General features: G+C 60.1%; 12 protein-coding genes. 9 read left to right on the top strand and 3 right to left on the bottom strand.

All coding sequences use genetic code 11. From position 1 onward, the window contains the following. The first annotated feature begins 1 nt into the window (after window position 1). The 5 genes from CJ187_RS03550 to treZ are packed head-to-tail and all read left to right on the top strand — an operon-like array spanning window position 2 to window position 9057. The gene (locus CJ187_RS03550) at window positions 2–1600 is read left to right on the top strand and encodes an ABC transporter permease subunit (RefSeq protein ID WP_284667935.1); all 1599 of its coding nucleotides are present in this window, start codon (window positions 2–4) and stop codon (window positions 1598–1600) included. Beyond that, window positions 1597–2700: an ABC transporter ATP-binding protein gene (locus CJ187_RS03555; RefSeq protein WP_102215726.1), complete on the top strand. Its 1104-nt coding sequence runs from the start codon at window positions 1597–1599 to the stop codon at window positions 2698–2700. The genes CJ187_RS03550 and CJ187_RS03555 overlap by 4 nt, the downstream gene beginning before the upstream one ends. An 18-nt stretch (window positions 2701–2718) precedes the next feature. Next, on the top strand, window positions 2719–4839 hold the full coding sequence (glgX, locus tag CJ187_RS03560; protein ID WP_102215725.1) for a glycogen debranching protein GlgX: 2121 nt from the start codon (window positions 2719–2721) through the stop codon (window positions 4837–4839). After that, entirely contained in the window at window positions 4836–7331 is a 2496-nt protein-coding gene (treY, locus tag CJ187_RS03565; RefSeq protein WP_102215724.1) for a malto-oligosyltrehalose synthase, read from the top strand. Before glgX ends, treY begins: the two co-directional genes overlap by 4 nt. Then, a complete protein-coding gene (gene treZ / locus CJ187_RS03570) occupies window positions 7321–9057 on the top strand; it encodes a malto-oligosyltrehalose trehalohydrolase (protein ID WP_102215723.1) in 1737 nt (578 codons plus the stop codon). The genes treY and treZ overlap by 11 nt, the downstream gene beginning before the upstream one ends. Here treZ and CJ187_RS03575 read toward each other — a convergent pair. Then, window positions 9054–10292, bottom strand: a complete 1239-nt coding sequence (locus CJ187_RS03575; protein WP_102215722.1) for a hypothetical protein — start codon at window positions 10290–10292, stop codon at window positions 9054–9056. The genes treZ and CJ187_RS03575 overlap by 4 nt on opposite strands. 174 nt (window positions 10293–10466) lie before the next feature. Here CJ187_RS03575 and CJ187_RS03580 point away from each other — a divergent pair, with 174 nt between their 5' ends. Further along, window positions 10467–11099, top strand: coding sequence for a DUF3000 family protein (locus tag CJ187_RS03580; protein ID WP_102215721.1), 633 nt, complete (start codon window positions 10467–10469; stop codon window positions 11097–11099). Further along, window positions 11092–12300 carry a ribonuclease D gene (locus tag CJ187_RS03585; RefSeq protein WP_102215720.1) on the top strand — a complete coding sequence of 403 codons (1209 nt, stop codon included), beginning with the start codon at window positions 11092–11094 and terminating at the stop codon, window positions 12298–12300. Before CJ187_RS03580 ends, CJ187_RS03585 begins: the two co-directional genes overlap by 8 nt. Here the strand turns inward: CJ187_RS03585 and dxs are convergent. Continuing rightward, window positions 12287–14176, bottom strand: coding sequence for a 1-deoxy-D-xylulose-5-phosphate synthase (dxs, locus tag CJ187_RS03590; RefSeq protein WP_102215719.1), 1890 nt, complete (start codon window positions 14174–14176; stop codon window positions 12287–12289). The two genes, CJ187_RS03585 and dxs, sit on opposite strands and share 14 nt — an antisense overlap. 114 nt (window positions 14177–14290) lie before the next feature. Here dxs and CJ187_RS03595 point away from each other — a divergent pair, with 114 nt between their 5' ends. Continuing rightward, window positions 14291–16252, top strand: a complete 1962-nt coding sequence (locus CJ187_RS03595) for an alpha/beta hydrolase family protein (RefSeq protein ID WP_233187273.1) — start codon at window positions 14291–14293, stop codon at window positions 16250–16252. Window positions 16253–16272: 20 nt separating this feature from the next. After that, on the top strand, window positions 16273–18195 hold the full coding sequence (locus CJ187_RS03600; RefSeq protein WP_233187272.1) for a chloride channel protein: 1923 nt from the start codon (window positions 16273–16275) through the stop codon (window positions 18193–18195). Here the strand turns inward: CJ187_RS03600 and acnA are convergent. Beyond that, window positions 18187–20985, bottom strand: a complete 2799-nt coding sequence (gene acnA, locus CJ187_RS03605; protein ID WP_102215717.1) for an aconitate hydratase AcnA — start codon at window positions 20983–20985, stop codon at window positions 18187–18189. The genes CJ187_RS03600 and acnA overlap by 9 nt on opposite strands. Window positions 20986–21000: the final 15 nt, after the last annotated feature.

Below are 21000 nucleotides of genomic sequence, written 5' to 3' on the forward strand. Positions count from 1 at the left end.
GGTGTCATTCGCTAGTAGTTGTGTCCGAGTGGGCCGGGCCACGGTGCGTGCGGGCGCGGTGGGGGTTGTGGCTGCCACGCTGGCTTTTGTTTACGTGGTTCCGTTTGGCGCTTTGCTGTTCACCGCTTTAGCGCCGGGGCGGGAGGGCCTGCGGTTTCCTACCGGGTTGGTGTTTAGGTCCGCGCTCACTTCGCTTATAGTTTGTTTTGCGATTGCAGTTTGTGCGGCAGTGTTGGGTGCGGGCGCTGCCCTGGGGAGCCGGTGGGTTTCGAATCGGACGCGCATTTGCTTGGATGCGCTGATCCTTTTGCCGGTTTTGTTTCCGCCGTTTATTCACGCCGCGTTGATCCGCGCGGCTATTGGACCTGCGGGCGCGTGGGTGCGCACGTCGCCCAGTAACGCGTTGCTGCGGGGCCTGCCTTTATTTATTGTTGCGTCCCTGTTTGCGTACGTGCCGCTGGCTTACTTTTTTGCTCGGTTGGCTTTGGGGTCGGTGGATGAGCGGGTGGTGGATGCTGCCCGTATGCTTGGGGTTCGCGGGTTCCGCTTGGCGCGGCTCGCCTATGGGCGGCAACTGTTTTTGGGTTGCCTCCCTGCTATGTTGCTCACGCTCGTGTTCACGATTTCGGATCCGCTCACCCCTTCGGTTGTGGGGGCAGATGTGAGCCACGTGGGGATGCTGCTGTGGTTGCAAATCTCGGGGTTTGGTTCGCAGCGCACTGCGGCCCTACTCGCGTTAGTGCTCGGGTTTGCGTGTCTGCTGGTGCTTTTGGTGGCTGCGGGGCTGGTGCGTCATTTGGAACCGGAGTTCGCCCGGTGGTTGCGCCGGTTGCGGTGGTCTTTGAATGCGGTGCCGTCTAGACCGGTGGGTACTCCCAAAGGTGTGCGGGCGGTACCGACCATCGGGGTTGCTCTGGTGGGTTTGGTCGAAATAGGTTTGATACTCGCTTTGGCCCAGCGCGGCGGCGGCCACCGGGTGAGTGAGATCATCACTACTGTGCTACTGGCCTTAGTAGCTTTGCTGGTGGCCGCGCTGGTAGCGTGGATTGGGCTGCTGGCACAGCAGCGGTTTCGAACCGTTGTGGATGTCCTGTTCGCTAGTTTGCTCATGGTTCCGGGCGCCACGATCGGCACCTCGCTCGCGTTTGCTTACGGTCCGCGTTCCCCACTGGCGTTTCCCACCTCCCGGGTGGGCGCAACCTTGGTTATCTTGGCGGCATTTGCGTCCCTATCGATCCCAGTCGTGTACGCCCTCGTGAGGCTCACAGTAGCGACCATTGACCCGCGGGTAATAACGACTGCGCGGGTGCTGGGGGCTTCAAAGTGGCGGGCAATCGCCGCGTGCGTGCTCCCGCGCATTCGGTTCTTTACTGTGGGTGGTACCGCAATCGTCGTTGCCCTGTCCACGGTGATGGTTGCGCCACTCATCTGGGTTACCTCCCCGCAAGTACCCGTGTTGATTCCGCGCTTGTACGCAATGGTGGATCACTCGGCTTACGCGCAAGCGGGGACTTCTCTGGCGACCGTACTGCTCGCCGTGGGAACCGTGGTGATACTCACGTGGGCAGTTACCAGAATAGGAGCTGCAAAGAAACAATGAGCCTGTTGCACCTGGAGAACGTTCGAGTAAACCGCCGTGGCCGCACCTTGCTGCACCTGTCTCTGCGCGTGGACCCCGGTGAGTTCGTCGCCGTGCTCGGCCCTGCGGGCGCTGGGAAAAGCACGCTACTGCGCGCTATCTGCGGGTTGGAACGCGTGTCTAACGGCCGCATCGTAATCGGAGACCGCGACGTCACTAAACGCGCTCCGGAACAGCGCCAAACCTCCCTGGTGATGGATGATGCGGGGCTGTTTCCGCATATGACGGTCGAGCAGAATGTCGCGTTCGCCGTGTCCACCGAACGCGCCGATCCCACGCCCCGCGAGCAAGTGGCGGTGGCGCTCACCAGCATGGAGATCGACCATTTGGCGCACCGGTATCCGCGGCACCTTTCCACCGGGGAGCGGCAAAAAGTAGCGCTCGCTCGGGCCCTCGTGCGCAGGCCCCTGGTGATGGCGTTCGACGAGCCCCTCGCCCACGTGGACACCATGGCCGCCCGCTCTCTGCGCTACCAAATCGCCCGCGTCCATACCCGCATGAACTGCGCCACCCTGTACGTCACCCACGATATTCGGGAGGCCATGAGCTTAGCCACACGCATCATTTACCTCGAAGCGGGTGAACTCTTACAAGATGATTACCCGGAGGACATTCACGATTACCCCGCAACCGCGAATATTGCCCGCCATATGGGAGCACGCACGTTCCTCAAGATGCAAGCCACTATCAAAACGGACTCGTGGGGACAATGCAGTGCGCGAGGAACGCTTCTGGGCCAAAGCATCACGATCCCCACGGCCGCGGCTCCAACCGGTACGCATCACGTGCTCGTGTGCGGCTACGAGAACGCAGTAAGGATCCACCGCACGAACGCGAGCGCACGCCACGGACTTCACAGAAACGTGGGGCAAGTGCTGAAAAATACTTATCGAGGCAACCACTTCCTCACGAGCATAGAAACTGAAGCGGGAGTGGTGTACGCCGCGACCGGTCGGGACGAGGGGGTGCTGCCCGGTGACCTGGTGGAAGTGGAACTGTGCGAAACCCACCTGTGGGGCCTCCCCGAAACGCAAGCTGATAATCAGGTAAAACCCAAATAAATCTGGCAGTGTAGAAATATGCAGATATGGCCTGGAGAACCTTACCCACTCGGAGCTACCTTCGACGGATCCGGTACGAACTTCGCTTTATTCTCATCCGTAGCAGAAAAAGTTGAACTGTGCCTGCTGGATGAAAACCGCGTTGAGCAACGCATTGCCCTCACCGAAGTAGATGCCGACGTGTGGCACACCTACATCCCGGGAATCCAACCCGGACAACGCTACGGGTACCGCGTGTACGGGCCGTACGACCCGCAAAACGGGCACCGCTGTGACCCGTCGAAACTGTTACTCGACCCGTACGCAAAAGCGATCGACGGCGAAGTTAAACCCGCCGAATCCCTGTATTCTTACCACTTCGACAACCCGGATGAACGCAACGACGCAGATTCCGCGCCCGACACGATGCTGTCCGTGGTTATCAACCCATTTTTCGACTGGGGGCGCGACCGCGCGCCCGCCCACGAATACCACAACACCGTTATTTACGAAACGCACGTGAAAGGCATGACGATTAACCATCCGGATGTGCCTGAGGAACTGCGTGGCACCTACGCTGGAATGGCCCACCCCGCGGTGGTTGAACACTTGAAGAAACTAGGGATCACCGCGGTGGAGTTGATGCCGTGCCACCAGTTTGTGAATGACTCGCACCTGCAAGAAAAAGGGTTGGCGAACTACTGGGGGTACAACACGATTGGGTTCTTTGCACCCCACAACGCGTACGCAGCGTACGGCAACGACGGGCAGCAAGTGCAGGAGTTCAAACAAATGGTTAAGACCCTGCACGACGCGGACATAGAGGTGATCTTGGACGTGGTGTACAACCACACCGCGGAAGGTAACCACATGGGCCCTACCCTGTCGATGCGCGGCATTGATAACAGCGCGTACTACCGGCTTGTGGACGACGACAAGGCCCACTATTTTGACACGACTGGCACGGGGAATTCCTTGCTGATGAGCTCACCGGCGGTTTTGCAGCTAATTATGGATTCGCTGCGCTACTGGGTGAGTCAAATGCACGTGGATGGGTTCCGTTTCGACTTGGCCTCCACTTTGGCCCGGCAGTTCCATGAGGTCGATCGCCTATCCGCGTTTTTCGAGTTGATCCATCAGGATCCGATTATTTCGCAGGTGAAGCTCATTGCGGAACCGTGGGATATTGGTGAGGGCGGCTACCAGGTGGGGGGCTTTCCCCCGCTGTGGACCGAGTGGAACGGGGAGTACCGCGATACGGTCCGCGATTTTTGGCGCGGCGAGTTCTCTTCCCTGCCTAAGTTCGCCTCCAGAATCGCGGGGTCCGCGGACCTGTATGCCCACTCTGGACGCACCCCGATCGCGTCGATTAACTTCGTCACCGCTCACGACGGGTTCACAATGCGGGACCTGGTTTCTTACAACGAGAAGCACAATGAAGCCAACGGGGAAGACAACCGCGACGGTAACGACAATAACCGGTCTTGGAACTGCGGGGTAGAAGGGCCAACGGATGACGAGCAGGTGCGGGCACTGCGTTTGCGTCAGCACCGGAACTTCCTAACTACCCTCATGGTTTCCCAAGGAGTGCCAATGATTTCGCATGGGGACGAAATGGGGCGCACCCAGCAGGGCAATAACAACACGTATTGTCAGGATAATGAGCTCGCGTGGGTAGATTGGAATTTGTCTGAGGAACAGGAACAACTCCTGGAGTTCGCAGACCGCGTGGTGCAGTTGCGTGCCCACCACCCCGTGTTCCGAAGACGCCGTTTCTTCGCTGGTGCTCCCCGGCGCGGTGGGGAATCTGACCTGGGGGAAATCGAATGGTTCACCCCGGGGGCGCAGCACATGACGGATGAGGAATGGGAACAAGCGTGGGCGCGTTCAACCATGATTTTCCTCAACGGTTTAGGGATCCACGAGCCAGACGAGAAGGGTCGGAGCATTGTGGACGACGATTTCCTCCTGCTCATTAACGCCGCCCCTGAAGAGATTGAGTTCAAGCTCCCAGACCAGACGTATGGGCACGAGTGGCACACGTGTATAAACACCGCAAACGACGCTGACGAGGCGACCTACGAGGCTGAAGGGTCGGTGGATGTGACCGCCCGGTCGATGATTGTGCTGCGCAGCTGCCGCGAAGGAGACAAGAAGTGAGTACTAAACACCCGCATTTACCCCGCGCTGAGCGGCGCACCCCGGTAACAACCTACCGGCTGCAGCTGACGCCCGAGTTCGATTTCGCCGCCGCCACTAAGACCTTAGACTACCTGGCTGAACTGGGGATAACGGACGTGTACGTCTCCCCCATTTTGCAAGCCGCCCCAGGTTCCACTCACGGCTACGACGTGGTGGACCACACGCACGTTTCTACTCCGTTGGGTGGGCGTGAAGGGTTCGAGGCATTCGCGAACCGCGTGCACGAACTCGGCATGTACCTGGTGGTCGACGTGGTGCCCAACCACATGGCAGTGCCCACCCCGGTTTGGCATAACAAACCCATGTGGTCGGTGCTTAAACACGGGCCTGATTCCGCGTTCAAACACTGGTTTGACGTGGAGTTAGACTCCCCCATCCTCATGCCGATCCTAGGTAAACGCATCGGCCAGGTGCTGTCGGATCAAGAACTGGAACTCACCCAAATGGTGATTCCCAGTGAGCCGCAGTACGGCCCCCAGTGGGTATTGAAGTACTACGACCACGTGTTCCCCGTCGCGAAAGGCACGGAGTCCCTGCCCCTCGCCGTCCTGGTGGAACGCCAGCACTACCGGTTGGCGCACTGGAAAGTCAGTTCCGAAGAGCTGAATTACCGGCGTTTCTTTGACGTGGGTACCCTCGCGGGTCTGCGCGTGGAACGCGAAGAAGTGTTCAACGCCACGCACGCACTGCTGATCGACCTGTTCAACCGCGGGTTCATAGACGCGTTCCGCGTGGACCACCCGGATGGGCTCGCGGACCCTCGGGAATATTTCAACCGCCTGTGGGACGCGACCGGGGGCGCGTGGGTCGTTGCGGAAAAAATCTTGGAGGGCGACGAGACTCTACCGGCTGATTGGGCGGTGGCCGGAACCACCGGTTACGACACGGCATGGCGGATTCACGCTTTGAACGTGGAACCGCGCGGCCTCATGCCGATGGGGGCGGTGATGAGTGAGATCGCCGGTGATTCCCCATCCGATTTGAAAGCCATGACGGCGGCCGCGAAATCCCAGATCGTCGACACGTCACTGTCGGCAGAAATCCGCCGCCTCGGCTCGGTCATTTGGGGGATCTGTCAAGAAGACGTGCGGTTGCGTGACCACACGTTCCGCGGGCTCGTGGACTGCCTGCGGCAACTGGTGATCGACATGGACCGCTACCGCGCGTACGTGGTGCCCGGTCAGAATCCCCCGCAGATTTCCCGTGAGGTCGTGGAGCATACCGCGGCGGTGGCGCGCAAGAAACTCGACGACGACCTCAGTGACACGATGGACGTGATCGTCGCACTCGTGCTCGGGGACGAAGTGGGATCCGCAGGGTTGATCCCCACGGATCCGCGGCGCAAAGAGGTGATTATCCGGTTCCAACAAGTGTGCGGAGCCGTGCAAGCCAAGGGCGTGGAAGACACCACGTTCTACCGGTGGACACACCTGCTGAGCCTAAACGAAGTAGGTGGCGCCCCAGACGTATTCGGCTTGGACCTAGACCACTTCCACGCGTTCTGCCAGCACGTGGCCTCGAACTGGCCGGCGACCATGACGTGCGGCTCCACGCACGACACGAAACGGAGCGAAGACGTGCGGGCGCGCATCAGTGTCCTGTCGCAAAAAGCAGACGAGTGGGTGGCGGTGCTGACCCAGCTGCGGCACGTGTCCGCACACTTCCGGCCCGCCCGCGTGGATGGGCGCGCAGAGAACCTCATGTGGCAAACCATCGTCGGCACCTGGGCGGACACCGACCGGATCACCCCGCAGAGACTGCGCCAGTACCTCATTAAAGCAATTCGAGAGCAAAAAGAATGGACCGACTGGACAAACGCGAATAAGGAGCGGGAGCAGGAGTTCCTGGACTTTGCCACGCAAATCATTGAAAACGAGCAGACCGTAGCCCTGCTGGATGAATGGCTCGAGTCGACGCGCGACGTGGTGAACAACCTGATTCTCGTCAACAAGGCGGTGCAGCTGATGGCACCTGGGGTGGCGGATATTTATCAGGGCAGTGAAATCACGAGTACGTCCCTGGTGGACCCCGACAACCGGCGGCCAGTAGATTTTGAGGCCCTGCGCACGCTAGATACGCACGCCGACACGATAGATGCGCGTAAGTTAGCGCTGACCACGCAGCTGGTGCGGCTGCGGGCGCGCATGCCGGAAGTATTCGTGTCCGACCGGGCGGGTTACGAACCCCTCCCCGCTTCTTCGGGCCACTGCATCGCGTTCGCCCGGTGTTTGGATGACGAGCCCGCGGTGCTGCTGCTAGCGCAGCGGCTAGAGGTTTCCCTCACACGGCTGGGCGGCTGGCAGGACGCCACCGTGTTGCTGCCACCGGGCCGGTGGGAGCCGCTCGGGGGTGGTTCCGTGCTCGAAGGTGGGCAGACCCTGATCCGCGATGTGCTCGGTGGGGAACCAGTTGCCATACTAGTGCGAGAGGATCTTAACGATGAGCAATAAGTTGGAACGCAGCCGCGTCCCCGTCTACTGCCCGAAAGCGAAGACGGTGGAGTTAGTGCTGGATGGGTACCGCTACGACATGTATGCGGACAAGCACGGCTGGTGGTTCTCTGACCGGGCGGTGCCCGCGGGCGCGCGCTACGCCTACAGTGTGGATGGGGCGGATCCGGTTGCAGATCCGCGGGCACTGCGCCGGCCCGATGGGGTGCACGGGCCCGCTCAGCAGTGGGATCCGGGGCAGCGGCCAAAGCCAGCTGGATTCACCCTGTTGGGAAAAGTGTTTTACGAACTGCACGTGGGGACGTTTACCCCTGAGGGCACGTTTGACGCGGCGATTGAGAAACTGCCCGCCCTGGCCGAACTGGGCGTACAGGTGGTGGAACTGATGCCGGTCGCCCCCTTCCCCGGCGAGTTCGGGTGGGGGTACGACGGAGTGTCACTGATGGCGGTGCACGAGCCCTACGGAGGCCCGGATGGCATGCGCCGCTTTATTGACGCCGCCCACGAACTCGGCTTGGCGGTGTGTTTGGATTTGGTTTTAAACCACTTCGGCAACGTCGGTAACTACATTGCGCAGCTGGCGGATTACTATTCGCAAAAGCATGAGACCCCGTGGGGACCCGCGTTTGACCTCGATGGCCGCAATCGCACTCACGTGCGGCAGTTTTTGATGGATACTGCGGTTTATTGGCTTGAGGAAATGGGCGTGGACGGCCTGCGTCTTGACGCGGTGCACGCCCTCGTTGACGATTCGGAAAAGCACTTCCTCGCGGAGCTTTCCGACCGGGTGAAGCAGTTGGAGCAGCAGTTAGGCGCCCCGCTCACGCTGATTGCTGAATCGGACCTCAACAACGTGAAGATGGTGACCCCAACCGACAGGGGTGGTTTGGGAATGGACGGGCAGTGGGACGACGACTTGCACCACAGCCTGCACAGTTTGTTCACTGGAGAGTCGCAGGGGTACTACTCTGACTTTGCGCAGCGCGGGGCGGTTAAACGCGCGTTTGAGAACGTGTTTTTCCACGCGGGAACGTACTCGTCTTTCCGCGGGCAAGTGTGGGGCCATCCCGTTGACGATTCCCTGGACCGCACCCGGTTTGTGGCATTTAGTCAAAACCACGATCAGGTGGGGAACCGGGCGTTGGGCGATCGGCCCTCACGCGTCCTGTCGGACGCCCAGTTAGCCGCCCAGGCGGCACTGGTGATACTAAGCTCCTACACCCCAATGCTGTTCCAAGGCGAAGAATGGGGTTCGAAGGGGCCGTTCCTGTTCTTTTCTGACCAAGAAGATGACGAGCAGATGAAGCAGGCGATGCGGCAGGGGCGGCAAAAAGAGTTCTCTGCCCACGGGTGGGCGGAACTATACGGGAAGGACGTGCAGGTGCCGGACCCGACGAGTCGGCAAACATTCCTGGAGTCCAAACTGGACTGGCCCGCTCCCACCGATGAGCGGGCAAAACGCATGCTCGAATGGTACCGGAAGCTGATTGCCCTGCGCTCCACCCACGTTCACTCCGGCCTGCCCGTGCAGGTGCAGTGGGACGGTGACGTATTGACCATGAGCCACGACAACGGCCTGTGCGTGAGCGTTAACTTTGGGCAAACCAAGCAGCCAACCCCAAGTGATGCAGTTGAGGTTCTAGCGCAGTGGGACGGCGCCTTCACCCCCGGGAGCGCCATCGTTTACCGCTCGGAATCCTTCGCCGGCCACCCGTTTGACAGCTAAAGTTCGGCCGGCGGATAGTCGTGGAACACTTTCTGCAGGTGCAGGTCACGCGCCAATAAGAAAGCGTCGCGCGCAAGTAGTTTCTCGCGCGGATTACGCAGTGGGTTAAACACCTTCCGCTGCTGACGAAGCTGCTTGAACCGCGCCCGCAACTGTGGGTTGTGCAGATGCTTTTGCGCAATCGACAGGGGGACCAGCGAGTAGATCAGCTCCCGCTGCGCCACTTTCCTGCCGCCGCGGCGCCCGTGAATCACGTCGTCCACGAACACACCCATCGCGTTCACGCCCCCACCTTGGACGTAACCACTGTTGCGACCAATCCGTGGGTTAAGTTCCAAAAAATACGGGGTGCCGGTGCGCGGATCAACTTTTACGTCAAAGTTTGCGAACCCCTCGTAATCAATCTGCTGGAAGAACCGTTCCGCAGCGTCAAACAGGTCGTACTGCGGGGAGGTGACCATGGTTACGGGGTTACCAACCAGGGACGGCCGGTGGTCTTGCAGCGCCACCTGCGCGTGCGCCAGCATCGTCACCGCTCCACCGCGCGAAATATAAGCGGTGATCGAATGCAGCTGCGCGTCGTCCCCGGGAATGTACTCTTCCAACACGAACTCACCGGGGTACCCCGCGTCCGCCAACTGTTTCATCAGGTCCGCAAGTTCCGCCGGGGTCTGCAGGTAGTACACCTTCTTCTTATCTGGTACCTGGATGGCGGAAAACTCGGCGGAAACCGCGGGTTTAGCAACAATCGGGAACGTCAACTGGGTGGCCGAAAAAGCGGCTGGTTCCACCGCCTCAAAAGCAATCGTGGCGATCCCCGCGCGCTCACACACGCGTTTAAAACGCGCCTTATTCGACACTTCTTCCAATACTTCCCGGGAGGGAATCGCGAGCTCACAGGTTTTTGGTAGCTCGGCGCGGATCCCAATCAGGTTCTCCACCTGCTCGTCACCGTTAGTGATCACCGCTAGCTTCGCGGGCGCGTACCGGGCACTCAGATTCGTCAGTGTTTCAACCACGCAGCTGGGGTCTAGACCGTTTTCAATAGGTTCCAGTTCAATAAACCGGCTTAGTTTAACCAACTGCGATGGCGCCGAGGAAATGCAGATAACCCGCTCGCACCCCAAGTCGTTGAACTGGCGGGCCATGGCGTATGCTTCCACTCCCCCACCCAAAATGACGGGCACGAACCCGCGGGTTCCTAACTTATCCTGGATTTGAGTACCTTGTTCCATATGTGACTTCGACTTTGCTGTTGCTTATCGGCAATACTGTTCGCAGGCACGCGGGGTGTCCGCAGCTTTCACGTGCTGGGCCCGCCGTCCACAATGGACTACTTTAGCAGCCTAAGTCCGGTTTCATCCGCGCGCCGTAGCGGCCCAGCCCGGTTTTGCCCCTAGCCTAGATACGTGGATAAGAGCGCGCGGAACACAGGCGAGGTGCCACCGGATTTCCTTTCGGCACTGCTGTCTATCCGTGACGCCGTTTGCCCACCGCAGATTCAGTTGGAGGAAGTGCCAGCCCCGCGAGGAATCGCCCCGTTTTGCGCGGCCCTGCATGCGTCTGTCCCTCAGGAAATATCTGAAGTTCCCCTCGCTAGTGGCAGTTTTGTAGTTTTACACGATCCGGATACGCAGCCTGGGTGGGGTGGGAAGACCCGGCTAGTGGTCCATGCGCGTTCCCAGTTCGACGTTGATTTAGCGCAAGATCCTTTGATGTCTGAGGTCCTGTGGAGCTGGACGCATGAAGCGTTAGACGTGTGTGGAGCCAACGTGCGGAGGATGAACGGCACGGTCACACGAGAGCTCGCGGACGCGTTCGGGGGGTTGCAGTTGCGCAGTTCGCGAGCGCACGTGGATTTGCGGGGCTCGTGGACGCCCGCGGCGATCGACTTAGCCCCGCACGTGAACGCGTGGCTCACCTTGCTGGGACACATGTCTGCCACCACTGATCCGGCTGACCCCACGGATTTCACGACCGCCGCCCAACCTCCTCAAACAATAAGTACGTTGAATATACCGAGGCCCGTCCCGCATGTCTGATACCCCCACGCTCATCATTCACCCGCGCGAAGGCACCCCGGATATAACCGACACCCCGCAGCAGTTGCAGCAAGCAGCCATACGGCTCGCGCGTTCACACATGCCGGTGGCGGTTGATGTGGAACGCGCCAGTGGCTACCGGTATTTCGAAACCGCGTACCTGGTGCAAATCCGGCGCGAAGATGTTGGCACGTTTTTGATTGACAGCCACGCACTGGCGGACCTGTCCGGTCTGAACCCTGCGCTAGGTAACGCCGTGTGGGTACTGCACGCGGCCGACCAAGATTTGGAGAGCCTGCGGATGGCGAAACTCCAGGTACCCGCGGTGTTTGACACGGAAGTGGCGGCGCAACTACTGGGGTATGAGCAAATCGGATTAGCGGCGGTGTGTGAACGCGCGTTGGGCGTCACTCTCGACAAGGACCACCAGCGGTCAGACTGGTCGAGGCGCCCTTTGCCGCACGCGTGGTTGCGGTACGCGGCACTGGATGTGGAGCTGCTCACCGCACTGCAAAACCACTTGGGTAACGCCCTGTACGAGCAGGGGCGTTGGGAATGGGCGGAACAGGAGTTTGACTACATTTTGAACCAGCCCCCTAAACCGAGTGACCCGAACCGGTGGCGGACCTTTAAAGGCGCCGGAAAAGTGGAGGGGCGGCGCCACCTAGCGGTTTTACGTGAACTTTGGAATACGCGCGAAAGCGTGGCGCGCGAGCACGATATTGCCCCCACTCGGCTGATTTCTAATGCGACCCTGGTGCGGCTCGCGCTGAAGCCGCCGCGCAACAAGCGGGCATTGCTTTCGATACAGGCTATGCGCCGTCCCCGCACCCGCAAGTACACGGCGCAGTGGCTGTCAGCACTCATGAGGGCCCGTTCCCTGTCGGATACGGACCTTCCCCCACGCAGGTTGAAGCACCCGCACGGCTTCGTTCCTAAAGCCGGGTCTTGGCGCGGTTCCCGCCCCGAAGCGTTCGCGCGTTTGCAGCGCGTGCGGGCAATCGTGAATACGCATGCGAAGCAGCTGCAGGTGGATCCCATTCGCCTACTGGAGCCGCGCGTGCAGCGGGCTTTAGCGTGGGATGAAGTGGCTTTTTCGGAACCCGAGTTCGAGCAGTATATGCTGCGGCTGCAGGCCCGCCCGTGGCAGGTAGAGCAGGTGGGAGCGCAGATTCACGCAGCTATCGTTAACGCTGTTTGAGGCCCTGTAGGTGCTCCAGGATTTGCGCACGCAGTGCGTCTGGGGTCAAACCCAGGTGCTCCATGATTGCTGGGCGTTTCGCGTGCTGAAGGAACTCTTTTGGCAGGCCGCGGGCCAGCACCGGGGTGTAGTGGCCCCTGCGGGCCAGGGCGGCGCGCACGGCACTGCCGTACCCGTTGTCTTCCACCCCATCTTCGAGCGTGACAATCAGGTCACTCGATTCCGCTAGGGCGTCCACCAGCTCGTCTTCCACGGGCAGGAGCCAGCGCGGGTCCAAAACTCGAGCATTGCCCAGTTTTTCACCGGTTTGTATCCCCAGGTTTGCGAACGCGCCCGTGGCGAGTATGGTCACCCGCCCATCTGAGGGCAGGAGCACGTCCGCGCCCGCGAACGTGCCGCGCGACTCAACCGGTTCGGGTAGTGCGCCCTTCGGGTAGCGCACAACCGTGGGCGCATCCTTTACCGCAACCGCTTCTTTGAGGGCCCGCTGCAGGGTTTGTTCATCGCGCGGAGCCGCTAGCTTCAGCCCGGGCACGATCGACAGCATAGCTATATCCCACATGCCGTTGTGGGACGGGCCGTCGTCACCGGTAATCCCAGACCGATCCAGCACGAAAGTAACGCCCGCGCGGTGCAGTGCGACGTCCATGAGCACTTGGTCGAACGCACGGTTCAAAAACGTGGCGTATACGGCGAACACCGGGTGCAGCCCCGCGTACGCCATGCCCGCGCACATGGTCACTGCGTGCTGTTCGGCAATCCCCACGTCAATCACGCGTTTGGGATATTTGTCGTGCAGTAACTTGAGGCCCACGGGCACCATCATCGCGGCCGTTACCCCAACTATCGAAGCGTCCTGCTCCGCCAGTTTCACAATTTCGCGAGCGAACACTTTCGTCCACCCAAACCTGGAGGGCGCAATTGGCAGTCCGGTTTCCGGATGGATTTTCCCCACGGCATGGAACCTGTCGTTCACATCGTTTATCGCCGGTTCGTACCCGTGCCCTTTATCGGTTATGACGTGCACGAGGATCGGTTCGTTCACAGCTTTCGCCCGGGTGAGTGCGAACTCGACCGCTACCTCGTCGTGGCCATCTACCGGACCAATGTACTTAAGCCCCAAATCTGAAAAAAGCGCTTGCGGCAACAGCACGTCCTTCATGCCCGCCTTAATGCCGTGCAACGCTTCAAACGCGGCTTCACCCGGTTTCCCTCCGGCAAGTAAAGCCCGCTTGCCCCACGCGAGTGCCTTTTCGTAAGGCTGGGAGGTGCGCAGCGCATCCAGATGATGCGCGAGGCCCCCGATGGTGGGTTGGTAAGAACGCCCGTTGTCGTTGACGATTATCACCATGTTGCCTTCGTAATGGTCGGCAATATTGTTCAACGCTTCCCACGGCATCCCCCCGGTTAGGGCCCCGTCGCCAATCACCGCTACCACGTGGTCGTCGCGGTGGGTGCGTTCAAATGCCTGGGCGATCCCATCGGCCCACGAAAGAGAGGTGGAAGCGTGTGAGTTTTCGACAATATCGTGTTCCGACTCCTCCCTGGATGGGTAGCCGGAAAGCCCGTTTTCTTGCCGCAGAGAAGAAAAATCTTGCCGTCCCGTCAGCAGCTTGTGAACGTACGCCTGGTGGCCGGTGTCGAACACGAATGCATCGCGCCCGGAGTCGAACACCCGGTGCATCGCCAAGGTTAGTTCCACGACCCCCAGGTTGGGACCCAGGTGCCCCCCGGTAGCAGACACTGCTTGCACGAGGTATTCGCGAATCTGTTCAGCCAGCTCCTCCACCTGATCCGATGTGAGTTTCTTGAGGTCAGCTGGTCCCTCAATGGAACGCAACAAAGATTTTGGGCGTGGAAACGGTTTTGTCGACATGCTCCTATCCTAATGTGTGTGCCCGCCGGCGCGAATCCGAAGGTCCCTACATTTTATGAGTAAAAACGCTAAATTATATGTAGTGCCAGGAATGATTTGCAGGAGGACTGAGTGATGACAAAGGTGCGTCCTTACGGTAGCTGGGATTCGCCCCTCACGGTGGTGGATCTGACGGAACGGACCGTTAAACTATCCCAACTACGCGTGGAAGACCAATCTACTATTTGGGTCGAAGGACGCCCCGCGGAAGGCCGTAACGTTCTGCTTAAACGCAACCCGCTTGGGATGGTAGAAGAAGTCCTGCCCATGATTGAAGGGGAATTCCTCCCTGATGTGCGCACGCGCGTTCACGAGTTCGGAGGCAAAGCGTACGCGATCAATGGCACGCGGATTGTGTTCTCACACGGTAAGGACGACCGCGTGTATCTGTACGACACCGCGCGGTCGCAAGATGGAATTGTGCCGCTAACAGACTTGTCGCAGCACCGCTACGGAGATTTTGAGATCGCTCCCGTGCGCGACATCGTGTACGCGGTTTGTGAAGATCACACGGGGGAAGGTCCGGTGCGTAACTACCTCGTGTCGATCCCACTGGACGGCAGTGGTGCGCGCGATCCAAAGCAGATCCACACGGTTTTTGAAGGCACGGATTTTGTTGCGGACCCCACTTTGTCCCCCGATGGGACCAAGCTCGCGTGGATGACGTGGAACCATCCGAATATGCCATGGACCACGTCGCAGCTCCTGGTTGGAGCCTTAGACTTTGACGGGCACGTATCTGGCTACGTCGCGATCGTAGATGAGCCCGACGTGTGCGTGTACGAACCCCGGTGGACGCTTACCGGCGATTTGGTTCACGTGGACGATTCTTCTGGGTGGGCAAACCTATACCGCACAGAAGGGTTCGAGTGGCACAAGGACGAAGCATCTGACGCGTGGATGCACCGGCTGCGCACCCGGCACCTGCATCCGTCAGACAAAGTTTTTTCACGCCCTCACTGGGAGCTTGGGTTGCACACCTTCGACAACCTTGATGAAGACCACCTGGTGGTTTCCTGGTGCGAAGAAGGCTACTGGCACCTGGGATCCATGCGGCTTGACAACGGCCAGTTGGAACGCTGGGACATCGGCTGGTGGCCAATCGGAAACGTGGCCGCTGCGAACGGGCGGGTGGCGCTGCTCGCTGACTCCCCCACGCAGCCAGACACGATCATTGAGGTAAATGGCACCGAAGTTACGGTACTGCGCAGCTGCATGTACGACGACTTGGATCCGCAAATCGTGTCGAATGCCGAACCCGTGAGCTTCCCCACCCAGGATGGGCAGACGGCGTACGGCTACTACTACCCGCCGCGCAACCGAGACTTTACCGGCGAGGACCTTGAGAAACCACCACTGCTTGTGTGGGTTCACGCTGGCCCCACGTCTGCGGCACGTCCGGGGTTGCGTTTAGACGAGCAGTACTACACCTCCCGCGGGTTTGCCCTCCTAGAAGTGAACTACCGCGGTTCCACAGGGTTGGGACGCGAATACCGCGGCGCCCTGAATGGGCACTGGGGCGTGATGGACGCGTCCGATGCGGCAGATGGGGCGCGGTTCCTGATTGAACGCGGTGACGTCGATCCGAAGCGGGTGGCGATCCGCGGCAGCGCCACCGGTGGATTCACCGCGATGTGCGCGTTGATTAACACGGATGTGTTCTCCGCCGGGGTGTCCCTGTACGGAATCGCGGATCTGAAACGGATGGCGGAAGAGAACCACAAGTTCGAATCCCACTACCTCCAGCGGCTCGTTGGGTCAGCGGACTTCTCGGACCCCGTGTGGGAAGAGCGTTCCCCCGTGAACCACGTCGATGCCATCAAAGTGCCGCTACTGCTAATCCAGGGCGCGCAGGACCCGATCGTGCCCGCCTCACAGGCCGAAGCTATGGCGCAGGCGCATCCGGATGTGGAAGTGCACGTGTATCCGCATGAGGGACATGGGTTCCGGTACGCTGATTCGATGCGCGACGCGGTGCTGAAAGAACTGGACTTCTACCGTCGCACCTGGGGGATCCCACGTCCGCACCAGAGTTGAGAACGAGCATCAGAGAAAACTTGAAGGCATTCGCGCGTGCGGTGCGCGGCCTGGTGGCGGGCCACCGCAGCGCGTTTGCGTTAGCCACCGCGTTCGTAGGCCTCGTAGTAGGGTTGGCGGCTGTCGCGTTCAACTTAAGTATCGAAGGCTGGTCATTCCTCATGACCGGGGCGTTCGACTACACGGTGCACCCGTGGGCGCCGCACGCCCAGCTGCACATTGGACGCTGGTTCCTCATTTTCGTCCCCGTGATTTCCGCGCTCATTTACGGGCCGATGATCGCCAAGTGGGCTCCTACCGCGAAAGGCCATGGGATTCCCGAGGTTATGCTGGCAGTGCGCCGGCGTGGCGGACGGATCCCCGGCACCGTCGCGATAGTCAAGATACTCTCATCTGCCCTCACGATAGGTGGGGGTGGCTCTGCTGGGCGGGAAGGGCCGATCGTTCAAGTAGGCGCCTCATTGGGCTCACGCATCGGTCGGCTCGCTCAGCTGCCCACGAACCGAATCATTATCCTCACCGCCTGCGGGTCTGCTGCTGGGATTGCGGCAACGTTCCACGCTCCACTGGCGGGGGCGATTTTTGCACTCGAGGTGATCCTCGTGCAGTTCACAGCCGAAACCTTCGGGTACGTCGTGATTTCCGCGGTGGTTGCTTCGATTGTGGCGCGTTCCGTGTACGGCACGGTTCCCCTGATTGACCTATCGACCACCTTGGACCTGGGGTCTCAAATCAACCTCGTGCTCGTGGCTGTCGTCGGGTTGGTGGCCGGGCTGGTGGGCATGAGTTTTTCAAAAATCCTCTACGCGGTCGAAGACGGTCTGGACTGGGTCTGGGCCCACATCACGCGCTACGTCCCACTTCCAGGCTGGTCGCGCGCCGCCGTGTTCGCGCTCCCTCTGGGTGTGGGCCTCGTGTTTTTCCCGTACATGTACGGTTCCGGCTACCCCATTCAGCTCAGCGGTTTAATGGGGCAGTATTCGATTTGGTTCCTGCTCGTGCTCGCCCTCGCGCGGATCCTGTTTACGGCACACACCATCGGAATGGGTGGTTCCGGTGGCGTGTTCGCCCCCACGCTGTTCATCGGGGCGATGGTAGGTACCGCATTCGGACAGGTGGTTTCGCCCTATACCGATACTTCCCCAGCGATGTTTGGGGTCATTGGCATGGGCGCGGCGTTCGCGGGTGCTGCCCGCGCACCGCTCACCGCGGTGCTGATTATTGTGGAGATGACCTCGCAGTTTTCTCTGATTTTGCCCATGATGCTCGCAGTTGTGATAGCGACTGGGGCGTCGCGGTTCTTCACGCGCGCCACAATTTACACCGAGAAGTTGCGTCGGCGCGGCGATATTTTGGACGACCCAGCGAGTCACACCCTGCTGGGAGTCCAACCGGCGGCGAAGATTATGACCGCTCCCCCAGCTGTCCTGAAGTGCGATGACACGATTACCCGGGCAGTTTCTTTGATGCGCGAGGAGCACGTCCAGGCGCTGCCCGTGACCGATGGGGAGGGGCGTTTTCTTGGGGTAGTAACCGCGTTGGATGCGACGAGTTGGCGGCAAAGTGGACACTCCCCCGAAGCACGGGTAGATGCGCTCGAGCTACACCCCTCGAGCGTGCCCACGACCGCGTTGCCTTCCTCAATATTGCAGGCCATTACGCAGTCTGGAGTCAGTGCCGTAGCAGTTATTTCTGCGGCCGGCCACGCGCTCGAAGTAGATGATTCCACAGGGCAGGTGCAGCCCGTGGCAACGGGTGAGCCAGATCATCCGGAAGGGCACCTGGTGGGGTGGATAGGTGGCCGAGACTTGGTTGACCGGCTGTATCGGGAGCAGCGCCGCGCCGTTGCAGCGCGTAACGAACCGTCGTCTTGGGGGTCGCGCTGGCGCAGCAGGCGTTTGGCCCGCCAGCGCCAGCGTCAACGCGACAACGGTTTACAGTAGGTGTCGCAGCACGTACTGCAAAATCCCACCGTGGCGGTAGTACTCCGCCTCACCGGGCGTGTCGATCCGCACGCGGGCGTCGAACTGCACATCCGTACCATCTTCGCGGTGCGCAGTTACCGCCACCGTGTCGGGGATTTCGCAGTTGAGCGCTTCTATCCCGTGGATATCGAACGTTTCCGTGCCGTCGAGCCCCAGCGTGTTGCGGTCTTCCCCTTCGGGGAACTGCAGTGGCAGTACGCCCATGCCGATCAGGTTGGACCGGTGGATGCGTTCGAACGACTCCGTGATCACCGCTTTGACCCCGAGCAGAGAAGTACCTTTCGCTGCCCAGTCGCGTGAGGATCCGGAACCGTACTCCTTCCCTCCCAGTACCACGAGGGGAATGCCCGCTTTAGCGTAACGCTGCGCAGCTTCGTAAACCGACACTTGGGGCGCTCCCTCAGACGTGAAATCGCGAGTGAAACCGCCTTCTACCCCGTCTAGAAGTTCGTTGCGGATCCTAATGTTCGCAAACGTGCCGCGCACCATCACTTCGTGGTTACCGCGGCGGGAACCATACGAGTTGAAGTCCTTACGTTTCACCCCGTTTTCCACCAAGTACTGCCCGGCGGGCGTGTCCGGTTTGAACGAGCCCGCTGGCGAAATGTGGTCGGTAGTAACGGAGTCACCGAGCTTCAACAGTACTCGCGCGCCCTCAATATCTTTGACCGGTTCGGGTTCGCGCTGCATGCCCTCAAAGAACGGGGCCTTGCGAATGTAAGTGGAGTCCTCATCCCACGCGAAGGTTGCGCCCTTCGGGGTTTGCAGGGACCGCCACCGCTCGTCACCCTTGAACACGTCCGCGTACTTCTCTTTGTACATGTCCGCGCTCAGTGTTGCGTCAATGGTTTCTTGCACCAAATCCGGATCGGGCCAAATGTCCTTCAAGTACACGTCGTTGCCCTGCTGGTCTTGCCCCAATGGCTGGGTTTCGAAGTCGAAATCCATGGTCCCGGCCAGAGCATAGGCGATCACCAGTGGTGGCGATGCCAAGTAGTTCATTTTCACATCCGGGTTGATCCGCCCCTCGAAGTTACGGTTCCCAGATAGCACGGACACGACCGTCAGGTCCTCACTGTTAACGACCTTTGAAATCGCTTCTGGCAGCGGACCGGAGTTCCCAATACACGTGGTGCAACCGTAGCCCGCGAGGTTGAATCCGAGCGCATCCAAGTGCTCCCACAGGCCCGTCTTATCGTAGTATTCGGTAACTACCTTGGAGCCGGGAGCCATCGAAGTCTTCACCCACGGCTTCGACTTCAACCCTTTTTCGTTCGCGTTCTTCGCCAATAGGCCAGCTGCCATCATGACCGACGGGTTCGAAGTGTTCGTGCACGACGTAATCGACGCGATCACCACATGCCCGTGGTCCAACTGTGTTTTAGTCCCGTTGTCGAGCGTCACATCTACCCGGTGGTGGGGCCGCTTCGTCGACTGCTTTGCCTCCACGGGTTTCACTTCGTCCTCAGAACCGGCAGGTGCAACCGGGTCGGACGCCTCCATGGATGCCTCCAGGTTGCGGTCCAGTTCCGTTTCTTCCAATCCTTTACCGGAAATGTAATCCGGCAACGTACCCGCAAAAGACTGTTTCGCTTCCGACAGTTTAATTCTATCCTGAGGCCGTTTCGGCCCGGCGATTGAAGGTACCACGGTGGATAGGTCAAGCTCCAGGTACTCGGAGTACTTCACCTCGTGGGCAGGGTCGTGCCACAGCCCCTGCGCTTTGGCGTACGCCTCCACCAGCGCGATGGATTCTTCATCCCGACCGGTCAGTCGTAAGTAGTCCAGCGTCACGTCGTCGATCGGGAAAATTGAGGCGGTAGAGCCGAACTCCGGCGACATGTTCCCAATCGTGGCGCGGTTAGCCAGCGGAACGGCTCCCACGCCCTCACCGTAAAATTCCACGAACTTGCCGACCACGCCGTGTTCACGCAGCATCTGGGTGATCGTTAACACCACGTCCGTAGCGGTTGCCCCCGCCGGGATCTGGCCGGATAGTTTAAACCCAACGACCTTCGGGATGAGCATGGAAATGGGCTGGCCGAGCATCGCGGCCTCCGCTTCAATCCCGCCCACGCCCCAGCCGAGCACGCCTAAACCGTTCACCATGGTGGTGTGCGAATCCGTGCCCACGCACGTATCCGGGTACGCGATCGGGTTTCCCTCGGCATCCTTGGTGGCGAATACGGTGCGCGCCAAGTGCTCAATATTAACCTGATGCACAATCCCGGTGCCCGGGGGAACCACCCGGAAGTTCTCAAACGCCCCCTGGCCCCAACGCAAGAACTGGTAGCGTTCCCGGTTGCGTTCGTACTCAATTTCCATGTTCCGCTCCAGCGCGTCCTCGCGCCCGAACACGTCTACCACAACCGAGTGGTCAATCACCATCTCCGCCGGGTTCAACGGGTTGATCTTATCTGGATCCCCACCGAGCTCAGCCACAGCCTCACGCATAGTAGCTAAATCGACAACACAGGGAACCCCCGTGAAATCCTGCATCACTACGCGGGCGGGCGTGAACTGGATTTCCGTGGCCGGTTCCGCCTGCGGATCCCACTGCGACAACGCCTGAACGTGCTCTTTCGTCACGTTCTTCCCATCCTCGTTGCGCAAGAGGTTTTCCGCCAAAATCTTCAGTGAATACGGCAGGTGATCGAACCCGTCTACAGCGCCCAGGCGGTAGATTCCATAGGTCTTATCCCCCACTTCAATGCTGTCGCGGGCATGAAACGAATCGAGCGTGCTCACAGTCTCTCCTCACAT

This window comes from Gleimia hominis, assembly GCF_002871945.2.
In the GTDB taxonomy this organism is placed as follows: Bacteria; Actinomycetota; Actinomycetes; order Actinomycetales; family Actinomycetaceae; genus Gleimia; species Gleimia hominis_A.

Excerpts from the sequence above, each read along its gene's own strand:
- CJ187_RS03555 (WP_102215726.1), top strand. The coding sequence starts at position 1,597 with ATGAGCCTGTTGCACCTGGAGAACGTTCGAGTAAACCGCCGTGGCCGC.
- glgX (WP_102215725.1), top strand. The coding sequence starts at position 2,719 with ATGCAGATATGGCCTGGAGAACCTTACCCACTCGGAGCTACCTTCGAC.
- treZ (WP_102215723.1), top strand. The coding sequence starts at position 7,321 with ATGAGCAATAAGTTGGAACGCAGCCGCGTCCCCGTCTACTGCCCGAAA.
- CJ187_RS03575 (WP_102215722.1), bottom strand. The coding sequence starts at position 10,292 with ATGGAACAAGGTACTCAAATCCAGGATAAGTTAGGAACCCGCGGGTTC.
- CJ187_RS03585 (WP_102215720.1), top strand. The coding sequence starts at position 11,092 with ATGTCTGATACCCCCACGCTCATCATTCACCCGCGCGAAGGCACCCCG.
- dxs (WP_102215719.1), bottom strand. The coding sequence starts at position 14,176 with ATGTCGACAAAACCGTTTCCACGCCCAAAATCTTTGTTGCGTTCCATT.
- CJ187_RS03595 (WP_233187273.1), top strand. The coding sequence starts at position 14,291 with ATGACAAAGGTGCGTCCTTACGGTAGCTGGGATTCGCCCCTCACGGTG.